We start from the raw sequence: 18,869 nt of genomic DNA, 5'->3' as shown, positions 1-18,869 counted from the left end.
CATGTCCTTTAAAGAAATTCAGGAGCTGATTAAGCTCATCGCAAAGACGGAACTCTCCGAATTCAAATACGAAAAGGGAGACGTTAAAGTGCACGTTAGGGGGAAGTCCTACGTGACCAAAAATGTAGGCGCTCAGAATTCCAGCGGTCCTTCCATCATTAGCGTCCCCGCAGCCGCCCCTTCATACCAATCGGCTCCGGCACCTGCCGCTCCGGCCACTGCTCCTGTAGCTGCTCCGGCACCTGCGGCCGCGCCTGCTGCTGCGAATGATGAATCTAAGTACGTTGAAGTTCGTTCCCCGATGATCGGAACCTTTTACCGTTCCCCGTCACCAGAAAAAGGTCCCTACGTTAAGGTTGGAGACACCATTAGCAAGGGAGATACGGTTTGTATCGTTGAAGCGATGAAACTGTTCAACGAAATTGAAACGGAAGTAAGTGGTAAAATTGTCAAGATGCTGGTGGAAGACGCACAGCCAATCGAGTACGATCAGCCGCTTTTCCTGGTTGACCCATCCTAAAGGGAAGGTTGATTTCAGAATAAGTCGGGTTTTATCCTAAAAATCATCACCCCACCGGCCTTCGGGTCAGTGGAGGCTGAAACAAAGCCAATCTTATGGCCGAGAAGTTCAAGAAAATCCTGATTGCCAACCGTGGTGAAATTGCCCTGCGCATCATCCGGACGGCCCGCGAAATGGGCATTAAAACGGTCGCTATTTATTCAACGGCCGACCGCGAAAGCCTTCACGTACGCTTTGCCGACGAGGCGGTCTGTATTGGCCCTCCCTCCTCTGCAGACAGCTACCTGAGCATCCCCAAGATCATGGCAGCGGTTGAAATCACCAATGCCGATGCCGTACATCCTGGTTACGGGTTCCTGTCTGAGAATGCTGATTTTGCCGAAATTTGTACGGAATATGGTATAAAGTTTATCGGCCCTCAGCCCCAACACATCCGCCAAATGGGGGATAAGATCACGGCCAAGGATACCATGATTAAGGCGAAAGTGCCCGTGGTGCCCGGAGACGGAGCCCTGCTGAAAAGCGTGGAAGATGGCCTGAAGCAAGCTAAGGAAATGGGGTATCCCGTAATGATCAAAGCTACCGCCGGCGGCGGTGGTAAGGGCATGCGGATGATTCCCAAAGCTGAAGATTTTCAGGGGGCCTGGGACAGCGCGCGCGCTGAAGCCAAAGCTGCCTTCGGAAACGACGGCATGTACATGGAAAAGTACATCGTTAAGCCGCGCCACATCGAAATTCAAGTACTCGGTGATCAGTACGGTAAAGTGATTCACCTGTCTGAGCGTGATTGTTCTATTCAGCGTCGCCACCAGAAACTGGTGGAAGAATGCCCGAGCCCCTTCATGACCGATGAACTCCGTGAAGCTATGGGAAAGGCAGCCATTAAGGCTGGCGAAGCCATCAACTACGAAGGCGTAGGTACCGTAGAATTTCTGGTGGATGCCGACCGGAACTTCTACTTCATGGAAATGAACACCCGGATTCAGGTAGAGCATCCCGTTACCGAAGAGGTCATTGACCATGACCTGATCAAGGAACAAATAAAGGTTGCCTACGGTGAGCCAATTTCGGGCGAGAGCTACTATCCCAAAGGCCACGCCATTGAGTGCCGGATTAATGCGGAAGACCCCTGGAATAATTTCCGGCCAAGCCCCGGAAAAATTACCAGCTTTCACAGCTCTAAAGGCCACGGCGTTCGGGTAGACACGCACGTCTACGCAGGCTACACTATCCCGCCTTACTATGACAGTATGATCGCTAAACTGATCGTACGCGCACCAACGCGGGAGGAGGCGATCACTAAAATGGAACGTGCCCTCAATGAGTTCATCATCGAAGGCGTAAAGACTACTGTTCCTTTCCACCAGTGGTTGATGAAACAGGAAGATTTTCGTAGCGGGAATTTTGATACAGGTTGGCTTGGTCATCAGGAATTGCCAAAAGACAAATAGGTCTGAAAGGAACGAAATGAAAAAACTAACCCCGGTCTTGCGTGCAGCAGGGCCGGGGTTAATTTTTAAGCTTGTTCAGTGGTTTTGGTCCCGATGAGTGGAGGTTCTACACCGCAGCACCCGCCATTTTGAGTAACTCGACGGTTTTACGGATGCCCTCAGCCTCACTCAGGTCGCTACCCTCGTATTCTACGCCAATCCAGCCAGTGTATCCAGCATCTTTAACCGTTTTGAGGATGCGCTTGTAGTCACTTTCCGTCTCCCAACCATCCGCGTCGAAATTATGTGACTTGGCGGAAACAGCCTTGGCAAAAGGCATCAGCTCAGCCACACCCTGATACCGGTCGTACATTTCCTTACAACCGTCTGGCGAACGCTCAATGCAGAAGTTGCCGAAATCCGGCAAAGTGCCACAATTGTCCATACCGGTAGCGGCGATGACACCACTCAGCCATTTTCCATTGGAACTATAGCCCCCATGGTTTTCTACGATGACGTTGATGCCAACCGTTTTGGCGTATTCGCTCAGCTTGCCCAGGCCTTCAGTCGCTGCTGCAGCAACTTCTTCGGCCGTACCCTTGCCGGCAGCATTGACCCTGATGCTGTGACAACCCAGGAATTTGGCCGCGTCTACCCATTTGTGGTGGTTCTCCACGGCCTTCATTCTGCCTTTGGTGTCCGTATCTCCAAGTTGGCCTTCCCCGTCACACATGATTAATACCGAAGTAACGCCGTGGTCGTCCGCTCGTTGGTTCATCTGCTTGAGATAGTCCATGTTCGTCGCCTTGTCCTTGAAGAACTGGTTAACGTACTCAACACCACTGATGCCAAAGTCCATTTTTGCCGTTTTTGCGAAGTCCAGATTGTCCATGTCTCCAGCACGCAGTGTTCTGTGAAGACTCCATTGCGCCAGGCTAATGTCGAACCAAAGTGGGGTCACCGCAGTCTCTGCCATGTCGGCTTTTTCAGTAGTGTCTTCGGCAGTTGTTTTGGAGCCGCTGCCACAGCTCAATAGCCCGGTGGTGCCCAGTAGCCCCAGGCTAAGTCCTGCAGCAGTGGATTTACGAAGGAATGTACGTCTTTGCATGATGAGTGGTTTTATGACGTAGAGATACGGAAAAAAATCAAGTTATCGGGTTGTCGAGTTGTCGGGGTATCAAGTTGTCGGTTGTCGGGGTGTCAAGTTGTTGGGTTAGACAACCCGATAATCCGACAACTTCAGAACGTAGCATCCCAAGCTCCCCTCGGCTCCTAGAGCCTTTGGTCCAATTGCAATTACAAATTGCGCTGACCCGACAACTGGATAAACCGACAACCCGATACTCTAAGCCTGGAAATTTAACAAGTAGTCCCTGACAAGGACATCGAAATCAGGCCCTTCTCCGAAATGAAAGCGTACCGCGAGGGGTAATACGAAGATGGGCAGCCGCTCTTTGGCGATGAATTCCCGGTGGAGTTCCAGGCGGGTAGCATCCTTTTCGGTGGTAATGATGGCCTTGTGTTTGCCCGGCATTTCGCGGAAGCGAAGCTGGAGGTTCCCCAGGTCGCGACGGTCAAAATAGTGGTGGTCCTCGTAGTCGAGACTTTGTACGTGGGGGCTCAGTTGGTGCAGGTGTTCGAGCAGGTAATCGGTGTTGGCAATAGCAGAAATGAGCAGGACACTGACCTGCTCTTCCATTTTCAACCGATAGCGATGATCGAGCATATAATAAGGCGGTGCATAATCGTAATAACTGAAGAAAACCCGCTGGTGGGGCAGGGGGGCGATCTCTTCGATGAGGGCGTCGGCAGTAGCTCGGTCCAGCTCACGCGGGCATTTCGATACGATGATGATGTCAGCGCGCTCATATCCAGATCGCCATTCCCGGAGGCGGCCACTGGGGAGAAGGTAATCCTGGGTAAAGGGCTTGTCAAAGGTCGTTAGCAGTATGTTCAGTCCTGGTTTTACGGCCCGGTGCTGAAAGGCGTCATCCAGCAACACTAATTGAGTATCGGGTTTACGTGCCATGATCTCTGGAATGGCGAAGGCCCTTTCTTCGGCTACCGTGACGGTGAGACCGGGGAATTTACGTGCGTACTGCAGCGGCTCATCGCCTACCTGCTCGGCGTTCATGTTGGGTTGGACGTGGATGAAACCCTTGGATTTGCGGCGGTAGCCGCGGCTTAGTGTGGCTATGTTGAGATAGGGTTCCAGCCCCCTGATGAGGTACTCGATGTGGGGGGTCTTACCTGCGCCACCTACCGTCAGGTTGCCAACACTAATGACGGGTACAGAGAAAGAAATACTTTTTTGCAGGCCGCGACTATAGGTCCAGTTACGAAAACTGACGCCCAGGCCATAGAGCAGGGAAAAGGGAGCAAGGAGGGCTTTGGCTAGTTTGGTTTGGACCAAGGGGTTGTACAATTTACCAATCAGAATTGTATCATCTACAAATTTCTGGAGGAGAGGGTTGCTTTGATGGAGAAGTTTTGGGCGGGGCCGCAGGGGCAGGGGAGGTTTTTTGGCGCAGTGGCGCAGCCGGCATTTTACTACTCCACCTTGCCTTGTATGCGCACCAGGGGCCGGTAAGCTCCTCGTTTTACCGATTCTTGCCAGCTTGATCCGCCAACCTTTTCGTAAATGGGCTGCGCGGCTTGGTCCGGTACCATGCCAACACTAAAATTGATGGCAGCCGATTTTGTATTGCTCAGCCCCAGCCACTCAAAGGACAGGAAAAAATCGGTGGCTGGCAGAAGCACCAGATTTTCCGTAAGGTCTAGTTTATTCCAACCTTTTTTCGTCTTCTCAGGAATGATGGACCCTGTGTGAAGCGCTTTTCCTGGGCAGTCACAGGAAGGATCGATGGCGTAAAAGTTGATTCGTACGGGCTTACCTTTTTTGGCAGCCTTACCAAAATAGTAGCGGACACTGCTGAGCATTCCCGTCCGCTTTCCCGGATTACTGATCCGGGTTGCCAGCTGGTAGGTCTGTTCAAAAATGCTTTGGTAAAAGGTGAAGGCTTTCCTTTCACTTCGGCCCAGGCTGATTTCGGTCAATGGCTCGGAGTTGGCCGCTCGGACGTTGGCCATCGGTAGGTCAACCCCTTGAGTGGAGAGTAAAACGTCCCCGCTGCTACGTAATTCGCTTAGGGTGAATTCCCTGGTCGCGTAGCCCAGGAAGCTAACCTGTATTTTTACTTTTGGATTAAGCGTTATTGGCGAGGTTAGTACAAAATTGCCGTCAGCGTCTGAAAGCGTACCGTAGGGCTGGCCCACTACCGCGATGGTGGCAAAATGTAGTGGGGAGCTATTCGTTTCATCGGTAACGGTACCCATCAGCGTTGTTTGTGCGTAGACGGTATGGGAAACGAGGAGTATCAGGAATAGTATAAATCGCATTGATCACTGATTATATTGGTTAATAAGGTTCCCGCAAAGTACAACTTCCCCGCTTTTTTACCTTCCCTTTGCACCTGCGGCCGCGCCCCGAAAAGAATTTTGCCTGTGTGCTTAAACTTCTCCCACCTTACCGGCGTCCAATACCCGACGGATCACCAACGTGCATGAGCAAACTCCCCGAAGACACCGCCATTCTGGAACAACTTCGTAGCCCTCAGGGCAGCGAGGCAGCCTTCCGGAGTTTGGTCCGGGCGTACGGCCCGCTGTTGCACCGCCACCTGATGCGTATGCTCCAATCCTCCGCAGATGCGGATGATGTATTGCAGAATACGCTGGTGAAAGTGTTTAGAAAGCTGGACAATTTTCGGGGAGACAGTAAGCTGAGTACCTGGCTCTACCGGGTCGCCACTAACGAGGCGCTCACCTGGTTGAGAAGCAAGAAACGGCGACATCAACGCTTCAGTACCGAAGACCCGTCTAGCCTGGTAGCCAATCAACTCATGGCTGATCCTTATTTTGATGGAGATGCTGCTCAACTGCAGCTTCAACAAGCCTTGGCCACCCTGCCACCCAAACAACGCGCTGTTTTCAGCTTCCGTTATTTTGACGATCTCTCCTATCGGGAGATCTGCGAAATAACCGGAACGTCCGAAGGAAGCCTTAAAGCCAGCTACCACCTGGCCGCGAAAAAAATTGAAGCAAAACTTAAAGAGTATGTCTGATCACGATGAACCACGCCTGGGAGAATTCCTTTCCGGCCTTCGCGAAAAAGGTGACGGTTTTCGCGTACCCTCGCCCGATTATCTGGACGAACTGACGAATCGGGCCCTGAGTCAGGGCAGAAATCCGGTGCCAGTTAGGACAATGGCACGAACCCGATGGGCTGCGGCCGCTGCGGTGATGCTCCTGTTGCTGGCCACGTTTCTTTTGTTACCGACCACGGATGGCAAGCAAACGGCCGCAGACGACACCACCAAACAGCCTTCAAGTGAGATGCTGCTGGCAGATCTGGATGCGGAAGACATCGACGCTTACATCAGCGATCAATTGGATGATTTTGAATCGGAACTCTACGCTAATGCTCCCGTAAATGAATAACACAATGAAACAGTTGATTTTTGTATTCCTGCTTTGCCTGGTTAGTGTGGCAGCCCAAGCCCAACCTGGCAACCGACCTAATGGAGCAGACCGTAAAGAATTGAGAGAGGAACGTTTTGCCAAAATCAAGGCAGCGCGCCAGGCCTACATTACCGAAGAGCTGGAGCTGACGAACAAGGAAGCTGATGCCTTCTTCCCCGTCTTCTGGTCTTATGATGAACGGCTGAAGCAAGAGGGCACGCGCAATAAGGAGAGAGACTTTGCTCCTGCTGACCTCACTGAAGGCGAAGCACTTAAAATCTTACGCGACCACCAGGCCCGGCGGCAGGCGTCCCTGAATTTATCCATTGAGGCCGAGGATGCTTTCCTGAAGGTGCTGCCAGCTCGGAAAATCATCCAGCTGCCTGAGGTGGAGCGGAAATTCCGTAAGCTGTTGTGGGAGCGAACCAGGGAAATCAGGAAAAGCAGGAGGAACTAAGCGCTTGCTGGAAAATTCAGACTACTCCCTGATTATTAATGTGCCAACCTGAAGCCGGTTTGCACCAGGTGGCGACATTAGGAATAAAATAAATGCTGGCTTGGCAACTTTTTTCCGCTGCAAATCGTATTTTAGGGAACGAGTATCAGCCAATGGCGCGAGACGCTATGCTGAAACCGAGCTTCTTATATGAGCAAAAAAAGAAATGATAAGCGCGACCTCGCGCTCAAAGCCCTGGTAGCCCGTTATGAGGCCGCCACTTCCGGCCAGGAAAATCTCTTTCTTTCCCAGGAAGAATTTGACGAACTGCTGTCACATTACTATGATAGTTTTGATTACGACCGCACGCTGCAAGTAGCCGATCTGGCGATCGAGCAACATAATTTTTCTCCCGATTTTTATAAATGGAAGGCCTTGATCCATAAGATCAACCTGGAAGAAGAGGAAGCCTTTGGCGCACTGGAAAAACTATCCATTTACGCACCAAACGATGAGGAAGCCCTAATGCTCCGGCTTGAGGTCCTGACGCACTTCGAGCGTAGGGAGCTGGCCCGGGAAGTGCTGGAACAACTCCAGCAACGGGTGACCGGAAACGAGAAACAAAGCCTGCTCGCTTTTTTTGACGGTCTGCTGTTGCTTCAGGAGTTTCGGTACGACGAGAGCTTTCAGGCACTTTGCGACGCCGTGCGCCTGGACCCTAGTCAGGAGCCAGCGCTGGAGGAACTTCTGAACGCCAACGAATTACTTGGGAAACGGAAGTACCTGCGAAAACTATTTGATGAGTTGCTGGCCCAGGACCCCTTCAACGATCTGCTGTGGTATTACTCCGGCCTGTGGTACGACGACGACGGCCGGGAGGACGATGCGCTGGAAGCCTTCGCCAACGCCCGATCGTTGAACTCCTCCAACCCCGCCTACGACCTGGAATATGCTGATAAGTTGTTCGACCTCGATCGCTACGAGGAAGCGCTGAAGGCCTACGTTGCCTACTTTGAGTCAGATGATGCGGAGGAGAGTTACGAAACCTTCATGCGGGTAGGCCGCTCTTACCAATTGTTAGGACATCTGGACCAGGCGAAGACTGCCTTCTTCAAAGCCGTTGAACTCAACGGTAACGCCTACGACATCTTTCAACATCTGGGAGAATGTTTTGTCGCCGAAGAAAAGTGGGGCGTAGCTGCCTACAACTACGGCAGGGCCGTAGAACGAGAAGGCCATACGCCAGACTGCTGGCTGGGCCTTGCCCTGTGCCACGCCGCCACCAATGAAGCTGAAGAGGCTGAATTTGCCTTCCGTAAAGCCATCCAGATGGATGACCGGTTCAGCGATGCCACGGTCGCTTTGGCCGTGTTCTTTGTTGATCAGGGACGGGACGCAGAAGCCTTTGCGCTAATGGCTGAAACCATGGAGCGCTACGAAGATACGAGCCTGGCCTACGGCTCCGTTGCCATCAACCTGATGGCGAACCGCCGCAAGGCCGCCATGCATGACCTCAATAAGGCCCTTAGTGAATACTACGAAGGGCACCAGATCCTGCTGGATTTTTTCCCAGACCTGCGTAAGGACCGGGAGATCAACGCCATCTTCGAACTCTATAAGCCGCGGGAACTGTAGCGGAAGTAAGGTGATGCCATACACCTATCCTATGCCGGTCTGCTCGTAGATGGAAGATGTTCATCAAACTCTCCCTTGAAAAGATGACTGGAAACTGAGATGCTGACAAGGACCAAAACAGATGCTGTACCCTGACATACCAAGCAGGGTGGGGCAGGGTATAGGGTTTTTACCTTCAATAATACATCATGAATACGCTGCTTTATGCTTGCCTTTTTCTTTGCTCAAACTTCGTAGAAATGAATAATGCTTCCTTTTGACTCAGTATATAGGCAACACTATTTACACTCAGAGAAAGCAAGAATGGTCCTTCAGGAAACAACACAAGTACGACGTACTTGTGCCATATATCGTGTATGTAGGAGTAAATGGCACTCCCTATGATTGGTTTGCTAATTTAACTTCAATTATTGTCGAGAAGAGGTTTGATGAATTGCCCTATATAGTAGAATCTGCTCTCGGTTACCTTTTCTGGAGTAACTGACCCGGCACACTCAAACTCTGGCGAGCAAGCGTAGTGCAGCAAGTAGGAACAGCAGCAGCCATTCTCCCATTCTATTAATTCACTCATTCAATCTTTAGGCTTCCTGATACTGCGACAGCAGCAAATAAACCCCCGCTCCAAGCGCTACCGCAACGTTCATGGATGTATTGACCCCGTGCATGGGTAGGTGAGCGCTGGCGGCACACAGTGCCAGGATCTCTTGGGAAACACCATGGTCTTCTGCTCCCGCAATAAGAATTAATTCCCGTTGGCCCGAACTGACGGCTGCAGGCAATTGAAATTCCAACAGCGAAGTGCTTTCGTCCGTTATTTCCAGCGCCAGGACGTAGGCGCCCTCAGCTACCTTACTTCGAAGGTAGGTAGTCACGTCGTTGGTAAACATGTGCGGCACACTCCGGACGGTAGAGCGCGCTGTCTTTTCAATTTTGGCATGTGGCGGGCGAGGGGTCGACCCGGTCAGCACCAGCCCGGCGAGGCCAGCCGCTTCGGCCAGCCGGAAGGCCGAACCGACGTTGCGTGGGTCCCGCCAGTCAGGACAAAGCAGCCAGATTGGATATTGTTTGCCAGTAGTTTTTACCTCGTGATGCTTGAGTTGTCGCACGTTACCGCTTGTTTTTCTAACAAGCTCTCAGCTTGGAACCAAAATTCCAAACAAGCGCTTAATTGATGAAGGAGACGAGTTCTATTTCGAAGATCAACTCTGAGTTTGGGCATATCTCGCCCGTGCCACTTGGGCCGTAAGCTAGTGCAGAAGGGAGGAAAAGCGTGATTTTGCCACCTTCGCCAATTAATGGAATGCCTAGTTGCCAACCACCGATAAGGCGATCGAGGCGAAATTTGCGTGCCTCGTCTACGGTTTGATCAAAAATTTCGTCGTTGGTCTGGCGGCCCTGATAGCGGACAACTACCTCGGCGGTAGGCAAGGGTCTGGCGGCTCCCCCGGGCTCATTGATGATGTACCGCATTCCGGCCTCCCCTTCTACGGGGGAAAGGTTGTTATCAGTGAGGTATTGATCCATGCTGATCAGGCCTTTCTCTTCGGCGCAGGATTCTTTGGTGCAGCCAGCGGCCAAAAAAACAATAGCTAAGAACAGGGTAAAGTAAAGTTTCATTTTCAGTTGGTTTGTAAGGAAACGTAAAAGTACGGCCCTTCGCTGTCTGAAACCTTGTTGTGGAAAGTAAATAGGTGGCTTTAACGCAGTTTTGGTAGTCCGGCCGCTATTGCTCAACTCCTGAACTACAACACTGGCGGGAGTTTGAAGGAAAATAGACTTGGATGAACCAAAGAAAAGAATTCAAGTTATACAGGAAAGCTACCAAATAGATAGCTAAAATGAGTGTTTGTATTAGTAAATGCCCGTCAGATTAGCTGACGGGCACTTTTAGTAGGAAGCTCTGGGGAGTTTATTTACGACCGAAATCCGCGGGAATCTCCCCCCAGGCCTTTGTGTCCCATTTATAGATGGGGTTGGTCACCTTGTTGGCCTTGAGCCACGCCTCGGCCCGATCGATGTATTCGTACAGGCCCTCCGTTTTGGGGCCACGGGCAAGGGTGGTTTTGCATTTGGCCTTTTTTACCCAGCCGATGGCAATCTGAGAATCGCTGTAAATAGGAAGATCGGGCATGTCCTGGGCTGCCAGGAAGGCGAGCGCATGGACCAGGGCCAGAAATTCACCGATGTTGTTGGTCCCCAGCTTAAAGGCGCGGTGAAAAAGCTGTTTCTTGCCGGAGGTGGTCACTCCCTGATACTCCATCTTACCGGGGTTGCCGGAGCAGGCAGCATCCACGCTGATGCTCTGACTAAGGATAGTAGGGGTGGAAGGTGCGTTTCCACGCCGGGGTGTTTTTGGGCGCGGGCGCAGGTGCGCAGGACGGTTAACGGCATCGCTCGCCGCCTTGATGTAGTTGTGGAAGCTATTGGCGTAAGCCGCTTCCGCCTGAGCTCTGGTGGGAAAGGATTTATACTTAGCGCCTTTATAACCGTCGATTTGTCGCTTGGCCTTATTCCAATCGGTATAAACCCCAGGCTCGTGGCCTAGCCAGATAACGTAGAATTTTTGCTTTTTTGCCATGGCCCGAAGATAAGGTCGAGTTATCAGGTTGCAAGTTGCAGGGTTGCAGGTTGCAAGTTGCAGGGGTTGCAGGTTGCAAGTGTTGCAAGTGTTGCAAGATAAAGGTCGCAGGTATTACGGACTTCTTCCTTTGCTGATTAGCAAACTTTCCTTGCATCCTGCGGCCGCGCCTGATGACCTGCAACCTTTACTTGCAACCTGTAACTTGCAACCTCTTCCCCTATCTTCGCCCACCAAAACGGATACCGTCCGCATCAATAGTCTACCTTATATGTATATCGATACACATACCCACCTTTACAGTACGAAGTTCGCCGCTGACCGGGCAGAAATGATGGAAAGAGTGAACGCTGCCGGCGTCGCTTTATCCATATTACCAGCGGTAGACCGCAGTAGCCACGAGGCGATGTTGCAACTGGAGCAGGATTACCCCCACAGTACCCTGGCAATGATCGGTCTTCATCCGGTGAGTGTAAAGGAGGATTTTGAGGAAGAGCTCGCCGTAGTGGAAGCTTACCTGACGCAACGGCGCTGGGTAGCGATCGGTGAAATCGGGATGGACCTTCATTGGGACACTAGTTACCAGGCGCAACAAGAAGAAGCTTTTCGCAGGCAATGCGCCTGGGCAATTGCTTATGACCTGCCAATTTGTATTCACGCACGGAAGGCCATTGATGAATTATTGGAGATTATCGATGATATCGATGATCCCAAATTAAGGGGGGTCTTCCATTGTTTTACCGGCGACGTGAAGCAGGCGACCCACGCAGTTGAGCGAGGCTTCTATCTGGGCATCGGGGGAGTGGTCACTTTCAAAAATGGTGGCCTCGAACCCGTTCTGCGTGAATTGCCCCGCGAGCGAATTTTGCTTGAAACTGATGCGCCTTACCTCGCACCGGTTCCGAAGCGCGGAAAACGTAATGAGACCGCTTATCTCCCTTTTGTGGCAGAAAAGGTTGCGGAGCTCTGGGAAACTTCAACGGAGGTAGTTGCCCGACAAACTAATCAGAATGCTTGGCAACTCTTTGAACTTGACCACTTTGTAAAGCCAGAATGCTCCTGGGCATCCACTGGCGTTGTAATAAACTGACCTTTATTGTGGACGATTACCAATATAAATTTTGTTTTGTTGATCGTTTTTGCAATTTTTGCGTCTATTCCGGTCAAAGCCATTAACGAATGGTTATCTTAGCCGACCGGAATATTCTTAAACGGAGGGGTGCTCGAGTGGCTGAAGAGGTGCGCTTGGAAAGCGTATAGGCGGGTAACTGTCTCGAGGGTTCGAATCCCTCTCTCTCCGCATTGATAAGGAAGGTGAAGGAAATTCCCCTGATCGTCTCGCAGTGTTCGAACTCAGAGCGCAGCGATCACGACCAAGGGGAGTCATCCCTCTCTCTCCGCATTGACAATTTGGAACTAGGGATACCCCCCAGACCGTCTTGCTGAAGTTTGAACTCAGAGCGCAGCGATCACGACCAAGGGGAGTCATCCCTCTCTCCGCATTGAAAATTTGGAACTAGGGAATATCTTTCATGACCGTTATGCCGTATTTTAAACTCAGATACAGCGATTACGATCTTGTCGAGTGACCCTTCTCTCTACATTTTTCAAGGACAAGGTTGGAAAACCCCAAGCTTTCCTTACTTTACACGGTGCTTATCGCACAAATTGACCGCAACGGCGGTTCAAGATTCAACTTACCGATGTGCCTACGGGCCAATTTCGGCTTATTCTCTTCACGCACAAACTATTCGTTAAACCCAAACTTGGCTATGCGACATCTTTCCAAAACGCTGGCGGCTCTTACGCTGGTAGCATTTTCCGCCGCGGATCTTGCGGCTCAGGATTCCTCTGGTTTTCAGATCCTCAAGAAGCAATTCATCGATGGTGACTGGCGCTTCATGGCGATCGTACTGGTCTGTCTGATTCTCGGACTTGCCTTCTGTATCGAACGTATCATTACGCTCAACCTCGCTTCCGTTAACACGGATAAATTACTCTCCCGCATCGGTGAGCGCCTCGAAGAAGGTGACATGGAAGGTGCTAAGGAAGTAGCTAAAGCAACACCTGGCCCCACCGCCAGTGTACTTTACGAAGGACTGCGCCACGCCAATGAAGGCCCTGACGCTGTTGAAAAAGCGATCGTCTCTTACGGTAGTGTACAAATGGGTCTGCTTGAGCGCGGTCTTGTTTGGATCTCCCTGTTCATTGCCATTGCACCCATGCTTGGGTTTATGGGAACGGTTGTAGGTATGATCCAGGCCTTCAACCGTATTGAAACGGTAGGTGACCTTTCTCCGGCGGTAGTAGCCGGTGGTATTAAGGTAGCCCTCCTTACCACAGTATTCGGTCTGGTTGTGGCCATTATCCTCCAGATCCTTTACAACTACATCATCAACAAGATCGACGGTATCGTTAACCGGATGGAAGATTCTTCTATCGCCCTGGTTGACATCATGGCCACCAACAACAGCTTTAAGGCTTAAACCAGCCCTCATTATTAAATCCAATCATAGCATGTACGCATTTTTAAATAAATACGGTCAAGCGCTGGCTTTCGGGATTGGAGTGCTGGTTGTAGCAATCTTTTTGATCAGCATTTTCTCCGGCACCGACGCCGAAATGGAACTGCTGATGTCTGAAAGCGCCGGACCCGAGAAGTACGAAACCGGAGTCTTTGACTTTGGCCTCGGCATCTCCTTGTTCCTTACAGGTCTTGCCTTTGTGGTAGCGCTGATCTTTGGTATCGCCCAATTTGCCGGCGACCCTAAAGGTTCTCTAAAAGGCCTCATTGGCCTGGCGGTACTTGGAGTAATTGTTTTCCTTGGCTATTCTACTGCCAACGGTGACATCTCCCAGGAAACCCCCGAAATTCAGAACGCCATTAATAAGTTCATGGACTCTCAGGAGACGGACTTTACCAGCGGTAACCTGAAATTCATCAGTGGTGCCATCCTGGCGGCACTGGTAATGCTCGGCCTGTCGATAGCCACCTTGGTGGTATTTGGCATCCGCGGCCTCTTTAAGTAACTCCGTTAAATCCTCTACTGACCATGGCTAAGACCAATTCAAGAGACCGGATGAGTAATGAGATCAATGCAGGATCCATGGCAGACATTGCCTTCCTGCTCCTCATTTTCTTCCTCGTCACTACCACGATCGCCGAAGACAAGGGTATCCTCGTAAAGTTGCCGCCCTGGTCCGATGAAGAGCCCGATATCACCAGGTTGAAAGAGCGTAACGTGTACTCCGTACTCGTTAATGCGCAAAATCAACTGTTGGTTCGGGAAGAGCCTATGCGCCTCGCAAACCTGCGGGAAAACGCAAAGGAATTCATCTCTAATCCTCGTCGAATGGAGAATATGGCAGAATCTCCGAAGAACGCCATCATCTCGTTGAAGAATGATCGCGGTACGAACTACGAAACGTACCTCGCCGTCTACAACGAACTCAAAGGTGCCTATGACGAACTGTGGGATGAACTCTCACGTAAACGTTATGGTGAGCCTTATTCCGAAGAGATGCCCTACGCTCAGCGTAAGGCCATCAAGTCGGAAATTCCGATGGTACTCTCCGAAGCAGAGCCTACCAATTTTGGTGAAGAGAAATAAGTAACCCGGGCCGGTTTGCTTCGGTAAACTGGCCCGGTTTTTTATTTCCCTCGCCCACCAGCCACGCAATGTGTGGCATCTTACGACCAAACAAGTCGTTCACCCCCAACTCTTAAGCATCAACCAATGGCTAAGTTCCAGAAAAAACGCGGTAAGTCAAAGCCAGCTATCTCCACGGCCTCTCTTCCCGACATCATCTTCATGTTGCTCTTCTTCTTTATGATGGTAACCGTTCTGCGGGATTCCGATCTGAAGTTGCAGGTAAACACGCCGGAAGCTACACAGCTCACTAAGCTGGAAGAAAAGTCACTGGTTAATTACATCTACGTCGGTCGTCCTACCCAACAGTACGCAGAAGTGTATGGAACATCTCCCCGCATTCAGCTGGGTGATAAAATTTCGACCGTAGAGGATATTCCGCTATTCCTCGAGCAGCACAAAGTAAAACTCCCCGAAGCCAAGCGCAGCCGGATTACTTCTTCCCTAAGGGTTGATGGTGAGGTTACGATGGGTATCGTACAGGACGTAAAAACTAAACTCCGTAAGAGTGGACAGTTGAAAATCAACTACTCTGCCGGTAAACGTGCCAAAGATCTAAACTAAGTCTCCCATAACTTAGGACATAAAGAGCCGCTTCTTTCCGCAAGGGAGAAGCGGCTTTTTTGTGCCCGGCTGTTCCTTTCCTTGAGGACAAGAGTGTTAAAAGTATTGACGGAAGTAATAGCTAAGTGGGTAGAAACTTTATGCTAGGGTGGGCATCCAAAACATTTTTCTTTTACAATTGCTGTACTTTTTCTCTCCACTGCTTTCTGCCCAGGAACTGGTGGTAGGAGGTGGCCTCGCCTTAGGTTCAGGATGGGAGATTGAACGGTTACCGCTTAATGCCCCTCCCACCGATAATACGGGAGTTGCAGGAGACAATGGCTATGAACTGTACGGCTTTATAGGGTATCGTATTGATCGTTTTACCCTAGGCATTCGCCCCTCTCTGATGTCTCAACAAACAACGGTATACCGCCTTATGGGGGACGATGGAGCCATGAGTTTCAGGGAAAAGATATATCCAATAGCTATGCTCCTGCCCATTAGGGTGGAGATTACCTTTGGGGAACAACGCTTTCGGCCCTTGCTGGGCTTAGGGGCTGGGTTTCTTCTGGATCTAAACAATAATGATCAGGAAACAGGGCCACAACCCGCACCGGTATTGCCCTTTCTGGAGGTAGCCGTCGGGGTTGATATTCGTTTGCAGCAATGGCACTTACGGCCCGAAATCAATATCCGGAACGGAACGGGGGAATTATTTCATGCCGGACGCAATCCGTCGGATCGGATATTTGGCGGACAGCGATGGGGTTATGCCAGCATTGGGGTGGTGGTCTCAAAATAGTAATTTGGACTATTGGACTAGTCATGAAACCCTCGATACCCCTTTTGAAGATTTCCCCGTAGATTTGAAAAAGTCTTGGACTTCAATTTCCTTAGGCTCCCGATAATTTGACAACCTGACCATGCACCTAGGAACCATCATCTTCTACCTCTCGGAAAAAGGCTACGGTTACCTCCGGTTACAGGATACCCGGGAGGAGTTTTATTTCCGAACAAAAAACATGCTGGATAGAAATCTCGGGAAAGGAGATGTTGTGCGGTTTAAGTTGAAAGAGGGCAAGCAGGGGTATTATGCAGACGAGATCACCCGACATATGCTGGCTTAGTTGCCCGTCTGTACCATTCCGAAGCTTCGCCCGGTCTAAAACCCGGCCTGCTTTAAAATCTCCGCAGGGATTTTGTCAATTGACTTGATGCGTACCCGCCGGAAAAAAGCGTCAGCGGCTTCAGATTGAAGCTGGATCTTGCCCCGAACCAGGGGGACTTCCTTACCATTTACCAATAGGTAGGCGTCATCAATCGCATTGACCACTTTACCATTAACGAGGTGTACCGCGCGGTCACCAAACGTGTACAGTTCTATAGTGTTCCATTCTCCGTGGGCCATTTCCTCGTTTGAGGACCGAATGATTCTCCCCTTACCACCATCTCTTCCTGCCTTAGTACGATCGCCGTCGGGCCGGAACGTTGGGAATTTACTGTCTGCCTCGCTGGTGGTCCTGACCCAGGCGCTGGGGCCGGCGAGTAGAAAGAGGTCACCCATATCACGTTCCTGAATCTGTAATTCGAGGCTGCTCATCCAAACATTCCAGAAACCCCCGTGCGGGCCGGTACAGTGGTAGAGCAGTCCATTGTCCCGCTGACGTTCCAGCCTTGGCTCCCACTTTTTTTCTCCCCAGCGGAACTCCAGTTTAAGGTGATAATTTTCGTATTCCTGCTTACTGGTGAGACCGCCGTAAATCTGGCCATTAATTTTAAGGACGTCTGCACCGCCTTCTTTGATCATCGTGAACACACCGAGCGGATCATTATTCAGACCCAACGGTGTTCCCTTACGGACGTCATCACTTTTGGGCACGTCATCAGGCAAGGAGACCGAAGTGTGTGGTACCCCGATGAATTTATCCCAATGGGTGAAGTCTGCGTCCAGAAGATTGGTCCATTCTTTTTTCAGGGGAACGTGCGTCAGCCCGGCGGCCCATTTAATACCTTCTTTGATGGTGTCCATCTGGACGCTTCGCTGGGCCGAGAGTGATAAAGACAAGAAACAGGCTAAGAGGAGAAGAATAACTTTTTGCACGATGGGTGTTTTTGTACGCTAAAGCTACCATCTGAACCGGGGATTTAGCAAACGGATCAACTTTTGGGATAGGGTCTGAGAGATTTGTGGTAGGGAGGATGGGTAGGGCGTCCCGATAGCTATCGGGGCTGGTGCAAAGATCTGCATTGAGGAGCAAGAAGAGATTTCTATTGTTTCGGTCTAAGTCGATGCCGGAACTTCCAGGGTATGGTTTGGAGCGGATGTAAGGCAGAAGAAAGGAACAGAGGACTTTATTTATATTTGTTGTAAGCGCCGTTTGACTTACGAGCGACCTCATTTCGTGTTCACCGATCAACCTATTAACCATGAAAAACATGTTTGTTCTCGTCCTGCTGGTCCTGGCAGGTGTTCCCTTATTTGGGCAAATCCAGGATTATCGTGCCTACCAAAAAAGTATCCATGCTGCTGAGTTGAAGCTGGTCAGGGGGCAAAAACAGGAAGCACTGGATAAATATCAGGAGGTGTTGATTTCCGCAAAGGGCAACTTTGTGAAGGATGTTTACAATGCCTTACTTCTCGCTGATGAATTGAAAGAGACAGGCTGTTTTTTTGAGCTGCTCGAATTACTGCTCCCCAAGAACCTGTCTAATGATTACCTGAAAAGTCTTAAGGTTTTCAACAAACAGAATAATGATCCGCGCTGGCAGGCTTTTTTAGCTGCCAATAAAAAAGCGAAGGTTCCTGAGCGTGAATTAAGAGCCAGGTTGGAAGGACTTGCCCGGGATGACCAGTATTTCCGGACTAAAGAAGGCAGCTACGATGTTTATGGCGATACCATCAATCATATTGACAGCATCAATATTGCTGCCTTATTAGATTTGATTGCCAATAATCGGTTTCCGGGGGAGGCGAAAATTGGGGTGCAGGACATTAGGGGAAAGCAGCCCATGGACATCATTTTTCATCATTACTGTCAGTCGACATCAGTGAAAACACAAAAGCGGGTCGTTACCCCTGAGCTGATCAGCCTGGTGCAGGCGGGAAAGATCCTGCCAAACAAATGTGGCCTGTGGCTGGAAATGCAAAAGGGCCAATTTAAGACGGGGGTCTTCACGGTGTTGAGCTTTAGAATAAACGGGAAGAATTCAGATTGGTACGTCCCCATACTCAGCAACGAAGATTTGATGTTAGTCAAGCAGACGCGAGAAATGCTTGGTATGGAGTCGCTGGAAGAATATTATGAAAAGATACGATTTGGCCTTTCTAATCCTGATGTAGCTTATGTTTTTGACGTAAAAAAGAATATTTTTGAGGGGGACCAGGAGCTGTTTCAAAGCGTTACTAAAAGTATGCGGAAGTTGTAAAGGCTTATTGGGCGGGGCCGCAGGTGCAAAGGGCGGTTGAGGCTTTTGAGCTATCCGGCTAACCGCCGGAGGAAGGCGCGAAGCGCACCCGGAGCTACCTGCGATGGTGCATAAGTTACTTATTGGTGTA

General features: G+C 50.5%; 21 protein-coding genes and 1 tRNA gene. 15 read left to right on the top strand and 7 right to left on the bottom strand.

Annotated elements, in window-relative coordinates; translation table 11 throughout:
* Nucleotide 1: 1 nt before the first annotated feature.
* Complete coding sequence (gene accB / locus B036_RS0101545; protein ID WP_020566924.1) at nucleotides 2–520, top strand: acetyl-CoA carboxylase biotin carboxyl carrier protein; 519 nt, start codon at nucleotides 2–4, stop codon at nucleotides 518–520.
* A gap of 95 nt (nucleotides 521–615) precedes the next feature.
* Nucleotides 616–1,971 (top strand): acetyl-CoA carboxylase biotin carboxylase subunit, encoded by a 1,356-nt coding sequence (gene accC / locus B036_RS0101540; protein ID WP_020566923.1) that lies wholly within the window; start codon nucleotides 616–618, stop codon nucleotides 1,969–1,971.
* Nucleotides 1,972–2,077: 106 nt separating this feature from the next.
* Here accC and B036_RS0101535 read toward each other — a convergent pair whose 3' ends face one another.
* The 3 genes from B036_RS0101535 to B036_RS0101525 all read right to left on the bottom strand — a co-directional run bounded on the left by B036_RS0101535 (nucleotide 2,078) and on the right by B036_RS0101525 (nucleotide 5,349).
* A complete protein-coding gene (locus B036_RS0101535) occupies nucleotides 2,078–3,058 on the bottom strand; it encodes a sugar phosphate isomerase/epimerase family protein (RefSeq protein ID WP_020566922.1) in 981 nt (326 codons plus the stop codon).
* A 237-nt stretch (nucleotides 3,059–3,295) separates the two neighbouring features.
* Entirely contained in the window at nucleotides 3,296–4,363 is a 1,068-nt protein-coding gene (gene lpxK, locus B036_RS0101530; protein ID WP_044101549.1) for a tetraacyldisaccharide 4'-kinase, read from the bottom strand.
* A 137-nt stretch (nucleotides 4,364–4,500) separates the two neighbouring features.
* Nucleotides 4,501–5,349, bottom strand: a complete 849-nt coding sequence (locus tag B036_RS0101525; protein WP_020566920.1) for a carboxypeptidase-like regulatory domain-containing protein — start codon at nucleotides 5,347–5,349, stop codon at nucleotides 4,501–4,503.
* Nucleotides 5,350–5,513: 164 nt separating this feature from the next.
* Here B036_RS0101525 and B036_RS0101520 point away from each other — a divergent pair, with 164 nt between their 5' ends.
* The 4 genes from B036_RS0101520 (at nucleotide 5,514) to B036_RS0101505 (ending at nucleotide 8,539) form a co-directional block, all read left to right on the top strand.
* Entirely contained in the window at nucleotides 5,514–6,071 is a 558-nt protein-coding gene (locus B036_RS0101520) for an RNA polymerase sigma factor (protein ID WP_020566919.1), read from the top strand.
* A complete protein-coding gene (locus B036_RS0101515) occupies nucleotides 6,064–6,447 on the top strand; it encodes a hypothetical protein (RefSeq protein WP_020566918.1) in 384 nt (127 codons plus the stop codon). Before B036_RS0101520 ends, B036_RS0101515 begins: the two co-directional genes overlap by 8 nt.
* Nucleotides 6,448–6,451: 4 nt before the next feature.
* Nucleotides 6,452–6,925 carry a hypothetical protein gene (locus tag B036_RS0101510; protein WP_026231574.1) on the top strand — a complete coding sequence of 158 codons (474 nt, stop codon included), beginning with the start codon at nucleotides 6,452–6,454 and terminating at the stop codon, nucleotides 6,923–6,925.
* 189 nt (nucleotides 6,926–7,114) lie between these two features.
* Nucleotides 7,115–8,539 (top strand): tetratricopeptide repeat protein, encoded by a 1,425-nt coding sequence (locus tag B036_RS0101505; RefSeq protein ID WP_020566916.1) that lies wholly within the window; start codon nucleotides 7,115–7,117, stop codon nucleotides 8,537–8,539.
* Between the two features lie 578 nt (nucleotides 8,540–9,117).
* Here B036_RS0101505 and B036_RS0101500 read toward each other — a convergent pair.
* The 3 genes from B036_RS0101500 to B036_RS0101490 all read right to left on the bottom strand — a co-directional run bounded on the left by B036_RS0101500 (nucleotide 9,118) and on the right by B036_RS0101490 (nucleotide 11,117).
* Nucleotides 9,118–9,645: a TrmH family RNA methyltransferase gene (locus tag B036_RS0101500; protein WP_020566914.1), complete on the bottom strand. Its 528-nt coding sequence runs from the start codon at nucleotides 9,643–9,645 to the stop codon at nucleotides 9,118–9,120.
* Nucleotides 9,646–9,703: 58 nt separating this feature from the next.
* The gene (locus B036_RS0101495) at nucleotides 9,704–10,156 is read right to left on the bottom strand and encodes an FKBP-type peptidyl-prolyl cis-trans isomerase (RefSeq protein ID WP_020566913.1); all 453 of its coding nucleotides are present in this window, start codon (nucleotides 10,154–10,156) and stop codon (nucleotides 9,704–9,706) included.
* A gap of 292 nt (nucleotides 10,157–10,448) precedes the next feature.
* Nucleotides 10,449–11,117 (bottom strand): ribonuclease H1 domain-containing protein, encoded by a 669-nt coding sequence (locus tag B036_RS0101490; RefSeq protein WP_020566912.1) that lies wholly within the window; start codon nucleotides 11,115–11,117, stop codon nucleotides 10,449–10,451.
* A 205-nt stretch (nucleotides 11,118–11,322) separates the two neighbouring features.
* On the opposite strand from B036_RS0101490, the gene B036_RS0101485 reads away from it, so the two are divergent.
* The 8 genes from B036_RS0101485 to B036_RS0101450 all read left to right on the top strand — a co-directional run bounded on the left by B036_RS0101485 (nucleotide 11,323) and on the right by B036_RS0101450 (nucleotide 16,440).
* The gene (locus tag B036_RS0101485; RefSeq protein WP_245557432.1) at nucleotides 11,323–12,207 is read left to right on the top strand and encodes a TatD family hydrolase; all 885 of its coding nucleotides are present in this window, start codon (nucleotides 11,323–11,325) and stop codon (nucleotides 12,205–12,207) included.
* Nucleotides 12,208–12,330: 123 nt separating this feature from the next.
* Nucleotides 12,331–12,417: transfer RNA gene (locus B036_RS0101480), tRNA-Ser, on the top strand.
* 472 nt (nucleotides 12,418–12,889) lie between these two features.
* Entirely contained in the window at nucleotides 12,890–13,603 is a 714-nt protein-coding gene (locus tag B036_RS0101475) for a MotA/TolQ/ExbB proton channel family protein (RefSeq protein WP_245557431.1), read from the top strand.
* Between the two features lie 31 nt (nucleotides 13,604–13,634).
* Nucleotides 13,635–14,147 carry a hypothetical protein gene (locus B036_RS0101470; RefSeq protein ID WP_020566909.1) on the top strand — a complete coding sequence of 171 codons (513 nt, stop codon included), beginning with the start codon at nucleotides 13,635–13,637 and terminating at the stop codon, nucleotides 14,145–14,147.
* Nucleotides 14,148–14,170: 23 nt separating this feature from the next.
* Entirely contained in the window at nucleotides 14,171–14,728 is a 558-nt protein-coding gene (locus tag B036_RS0101465; RefSeq protein ID WP_020566908.1) for an ExbD/TolR family protein, read from the top strand.
* Between the two features lie 126 nt (nucleotides 14,729–14,854).
* Nucleotides 14,855–15,331, top strand: coding sequence for an ExbD/TolR family protein (locus B036_RS0101460; RefSeq protein ID WP_020566907.1), 477 nt, complete (start codon nucleotides 14,855–14,857; stop codon nucleotides 15,329–15,331).
* A gap of 178 nt (nucleotides 15,332–15,509) precedes the next feature.
* Entirely contained in the window at nucleotides 15,510–16,115 is a 606-nt protein-coding gene (locus B036_RS0101455; protein WP_157471986.1) for a hypothetical protein, read from the top strand.
* Between the two features lie 121 nt (nucleotides 16,116–16,236).
* A complete protein-coding gene (locus B036_RS0101450; protein ID WP_020566905.1) occupies nucleotides 16,237–16,440 on the top strand; it encodes a cold-shock protein in 204 nt (67 codons plus the stop codon).
* 35 nt (nucleotides 16,441–16,475) lie between these two features.
* On the opposite strand, the gene B036_RS0101445 is transcribed toward B036_RS0101450, so the two are convergent.
* A complete protein-coding gene (locus B036_RS0101445) occupies nucleotides 16,476–17,414 on the bottom strand; it encodes a 3-keto-disaccharide hydrolase (protein ID WP_157471985.1) in 939 nt (312 codons plus the stop codon).
* A gap of 326 nt (nucleotides 17,415–17,740) precedes the next feature.
* Between B036_RS0101445 and B036_RS0101440 the strand changes: the two genes are divergently transcribed.
* The gene (locus B036_RS0101440; protein WP_020566903.1) at nucleotides 17,741–18,739 is read left to right on the top strand and encodes a hypothetical protein; all 999 of its coding nucleotides are present in this window, start codon (nucleotides 17,741–17,743) and stop codon (nucleotides 18,737–18,739) included.
* The last annotated feature ends 130 nt before the right edge of the window (nucleotides 18,740–18,869 follow it).

Origin of the sequence: Neolewinella persica DSM 23188 (genome assembly GCF_000373105.1) — a bacterium.
In the GTDB taxonomy this organism is placed as follows: Bacteria; Bacteroidota; Bacteroidia; order Chitinophagales; family Saprospiraceae; genus Neolewinella; species Neolewinella persica.
This window is presented reverse-complemented; position numbering and strand designations above follow the sequence as displayed.

Coding starts and splice junctions, on each gene's coding strand:
- accB (WP_020566924.1), top strand. CDS start 2: ATGTCCTTTAAAGAAATTCAGGAGCTGATTAAGCTCATCGCAAAGACG.
- accC (WP_020566923.1), top strand. CDS start 616: ATGGCCGAGAAGTTCAAGAAAATCCTGATTGCCAACCGTGGTGAAATT.
- B036_RS0101535 (WP_020566922.1), bottom strand. CDS start 3,058: ATGCAAAGACGTACATTCCTTCGTAAATCCACTGCTGCAGGACTTAGC.
- B036_RS0101525 (WP_020566920.1), bottom strand. CDS start 5,349: ATGCGATTTATACTATTCCTGATACTCCTCGTTTCCCATACCGTCTAC.
- B036_RS0101520 (WP_020566919.1), top strand. CDS start 5,514: ATGAGCAAACTCCCCGAAGACACCGCCATTCTGGAACAACTTCGTAGC.
- B036_RS0101515 (WP_020566918.1), top strand. CDS start 6,064: ATGTCTGATCACGATGAACCACGCCTGGGAGAATTCCTTTCCGGCCTT.
- B036_RS0101510 (WP_026231574.1), top strand. CDS start 6,452: ATGAAACAGTTGATTTTTGTATTCCTGCTTTGCCTGGTTAGTGTGGCA.
- B036_RS0101505 (WP_020566916.1), top strand. CDS start 7,115: ATGAGCAAAAAAAGAAATGATAAGCGCGACCTCGCGCTCAAAGCCCTG.
- B036_RS0101495 (WP_020566913.1), bottom strand. CDS start 10,156: ATGAAACTTTACTTTACCCTGTTCTTAGCTATTGTTTTTTTGGCCGCT.
- B036_RS0101490 (WP_020566912.1), bottom strand. CDS start 11,117: ATGGCAAAAAAGCAAAAATTCTACGTTATCTGGCTAGGCCACGAGCCT.
- B036_RS0101475 (WP_245557431.1), top strand. CDS start 12,890: ATGCGACATCTTTCCAAAACGCTGGCGGCTCTTACGCTGGTAGCATTT.
- B036_RS0101470 (WP_020566909.1), top strand. CDS start 13,635: ATGTACGCATTTTTAAATAAATACGGTCAAGCGCTGGCTTTCGGGATT.
- B036_RS0101465 (WP_020566908.1), top strand. CDS start 14,171: ATGGCTAAGACCAATTCAAGAGACCGGATGAGTAATGAGATCAATGCA.
- B036_RS0101460 (WP_020566907.1), top strand. CDS start 14,855: ATGGCTAAGTTCCAGAAAAAACGCGGTAAGTCAAAGCCAGCTATCTCC.
- B036_RS0101450 (WP_020566905.1), top strand. CDS start 16,237: ATGCACCTAGGAACCATCATCTTCTACCTCTCGGAAAAAGGCTACGGT.
- B036_RS0101440 (WP_020566903.1), top strand. CDS start 17,741: ATGAAAAACATGTTTGTTCTCGTCCTGCTGGTCCTGGCAGGTGTTCCC.